Below are 3295 nucleotides of genomic sequence, written 5' to 3'. Positions count from 1 at the left end.
GATCGTGCGGACAGTCGCGACACGAAGGTGGCGCCGCATGCGGTGCTATTTTGCTGCACTGTGAGTGTAGGGGGACGAAGCGTCACAACGTTCGGTTTGATCGTCGTGGCTCGGGGTGCGCAGCGTGTGGACGTTCGGGCAAGGTGGCCTGCGGCTGTGGCGCCTTGACGGACCGGGCTGATCGCCCGGCCGCGGATGGTCCATATGGAGGACGTGCTCCACCTCCGAGACGTAGGACTCGGCGCGGCCGACGACACTACCGTCCTTGGCTTCGCGCGCGAGGAGGAGAGAGCGCTGATCTCGGCCGACACCGACTTCGGTGGCATCCTCGCCCGAACCGGTCTCGACAGCCCTTCCCTACTGACCGTCTTGTCAGGATCCGAAAACTGCCCTTGATCCCCTGATGTTCGGCCCCGCCGGGCTCCGGCGCGATAGTGCGGTACCTACGATCACAGGGCGAGGCGGTTCGACGTCCCAAGCTGAGCGTGCGCGCGGTCGCGGACGGTTCGGGTGGGGCTGGCGGACGCCGGAGGTCCGGGCACGGCGCGGCGGTCGGTCCCCACCGACACGCTCGCCATCGCGTCGGTGGCCGCCGTGCCGTGCCTGGTTGGCTTCGACCCGATCCCTCCGCGGGTCGTAGCCGTCTGCGTCGGGTGACGCCGCATCCTTGACCGCTGGTCCGTGCCGGACCCCGGTGGTGCGACGATCCCGAGCCCGGTGTCAGCCGGTGGCGGCCCCCGTCACGGCTCCGACCAGCAGGTGGCGTGGCGACGGCGGGGGCCGGCTCGGTGTATTGCTGCGACGAGAGCTTCCCGCCGTCCCGGCCGTGTCCGATGGCGCGCACCGTGACCTCCCCGTGGTCGGCGTGAGCGTGGTTTCGAGCTTCCTGGATCGGGCGGCGGCTGTGCAGGGGCGACCGGACCGCATTCGGTGCGCCGAACGGCCGCCGCCGCTCCGGTCCGACCGGCCCCCACGGGAGGGGTCCGACGTCCCGCCGTCCAGGGAGATCGCCGGTGCTCCCGCGGTGGGCTGCCGGCACTGTGGGGTGTGATCCGGGCGGCCCGGATGGGTGTGGCGTCCCGTCTGACCGAGGGGGCCGTCCATGTCCGGAAGATGCCAGCCGGATCGCCGCCCGTCGTCGCCGTCATGTTCCTGACATGCCTCGGTGACAGTCGACGGACCGCGAATCGGACCATAAATCTGACCGCGAATCAGGCGACTGGTGTAGCGAATTGCCGCGGGTCGGGTACTCCGAGTATAGAGCGATCCGTGGACGGGGCGGTCGGCGGACGGGAGGGGTGTGGAACAGGATGGTCGGCGGGCCCAGGCCGCCCTCCGCGGCGGTGGTGGTGCTGCCACCGGATTGTGTGGTGGGCGCCGCGAGCAGGGCGGCCGGGCGTCCACCCGCTGGCGCGGCGCCGAGCCGGGTTTGCGCAGGTCCGGGCAGTTGGACGGCGGTCGGCGGCGCGGCGGCGGCCGCCGGTGCCGGGATGGGCGGGCCGGGCCTCGAGCGGGCACCGAGGTGTCCGCCGGGGACAGGTTCGGGGCGGGTTCCGCGGGCGTTACGCCGGTTTCGGGACGATGAAGCGCATGTTTCCGGACGCTGGTGACCGGGTTGACCCGGCGATGCCCCCGTGACGGCTGGTTTGGCCCGGTAGTCTCGGTCTGGAAGAACTGGGGTGATCGGCGGCGTCCGTCGCCGGGTCGCCCGGGGTATGTATGGAGCGAAGCCGCGAAGAGACGAAACGCCGAGCGAGACGTGAGGGCCGGGCAACGGTGGGTGCGCCACTGCTGGTGGATAATGCCGATCTGTCGGTGAAGACCCTGGGGGCCTGCCGAATAGATTCTCCCCTTCTACCCTTGTTGGGGGAGCGGCCGACGACGCAGCATTACATCGACGAGGCGGACAAGGTCCTCTACGACGACACCACGTCGATGATCGTTGCCCGGGAGGTCGATCTCGCCGATCTGCCGGGGTTCGAGCCGGCCGGTCCGCGTCGGAAGATCTACTTCGACCCGTCCAAGACCCGGGTCGGCATCGTCACCTGCGGCGGCCTGTGCCCTGGGCTGAACAACGTCATCCGCGGCCTGGTGCTGGAGCTGACCTCGCACTACCGGGTCCGGCGGATCTTCGGCTTCCGCAACGGGTACCAGGGCTTCATCGCCCGCTACGGCCACGACGTCGTCGACCTGACCCCCGAGAGCGTCGCCAGCATCGACGACGACGGCGGGACGATCCTCGGCAGCTCCCGCGGCCAGCAGGACCCCGGCGAGATCGTCGACTGCCTGTCCCGGATGAACATCAACATTCTGTTCGTCGTCGGCGGGGACGGCACCCTGCGGGGCGCCAAGGAGATTTCCCGGGTGGCCACCGAACGCGGCGAGAAGATCGCCGTCGTCGGCATCCCGAAGACGATCGACAACGATATCCCCTACATCGATCAGAGCTTTGGCTTCCAGACCGCCTTCGGCAAGGCGGCCGAGTCGATCCGGGTTGCGTACGCCGAGGCGACGTCCGCGCCCGGTGGCATGGGCGTTGTCCGGCTGATGGGTCGGCATTCCGGCTTCATCGCCTGCTACGCGACGCTGGCGAAGAGCAACGCCGACGTCGTTCTCATCCCGGAACTGCCGTTCAAGCTGGAGGGCGAGGGTGGCCTGCTGAACTACCTGCGCCGCTGCGTCGTCGAGCGCGGGCACGCGGTCGTCGTCGTCGCCGAGGGTGCCGGGCAGGAGCTCATCACCGATCAGCCGGAGGGGTCCGACGCGTCCGGCAACCGCAAGCTGCACGACGTCGGCCCGGAGCTGTCCCGCCGGATCAAGGATCACTTCGTCGCCGAGGGCGTCGAGCTGAACCTGAAGTACATCGACCCCAGCTACGCGATCCGCAGCGTCCCGGCGAACCCGTACGACAACGTCTACACGATCCGGCTCGCCCACGCCGCGGTGCACGCCGCGATGTCCGGGCGCACCGAGATGGTCGTCGGCCGCTGGCGCCGCCGCTTCATCCACATCCCGATCGCCCTCGCCGTCAGCCAGCGCAACCAGGTCGACCCCGCCGGCGACCTGTGGATGTCCGTCCTCGAAGCCACCGGCCAGCCCCCCCACTTCGAGTAGTCCCACACCGGCTTCGCCTAAAGCCGCATAGCTCGGTCTGGTTGCTCGTTTCTGACACCGCGGCTAGGTTCGAGATGCTCTGTTCCTCTCCCCGGCGGGGGTGTGCGCCGCCGCCAGGCCCGGGTCGCGGACCTGGCGGATCCCCGTACCCCGGGCGGCGACGATGCCGCTGCGCGAGGAC

2 protein-coding genes are annotated in these 3295 nt (G+C 69.8%); both read left to right on the top strand.

The genetic code is table 11. The features are described 5' to 3' along the window. The first annotated feature begins 204 nt into the window (after positions 1-204). Complete coding sequence (locus G6R25_RS22735) at positions 205-396, top strand: DUF5615 family PIN-like protein (RefSeq protein ID WP_235826473.1); 192 nt, start codon at positions 205-207, stop codon at positions 394-396. A 1380-nt stretch (positions 397-1776) separates the two neighbouring features. Beyond that, entirely contained in the window at positions 1777-3114 is a 1338-nt protein-coding gene (locus G6R25_RS22730) for an ATP-dependent 6-phosphofructokinase (RefSeq protein ID WP_163554508.1), read from the top strand. Positions 3115-3295 lie beyond the last annotated feature (181 nt).

The organism is Candidatus Frankia alpina (assembly GCF_902806485.1).
GTDB classification, from domain to species: Bacteria; Actinomycetota; Actinomycetes; order Frankiales; family Frankiaceae; genus Frankia; species Frankia alpina.
This window is presented reverse-complemented; position numbering and strand designations above follow the sequence as displayed.

Excerpts from the sequence above, each read along its gene's own strand:
- G6R25_RS22735 (WP_235826473.1), top strand. The coding sequence starts at position 205 with ATGGAGGACGTGCTCCACCTCCGAGACGTAGGACTCGGCGCGGCCGAC.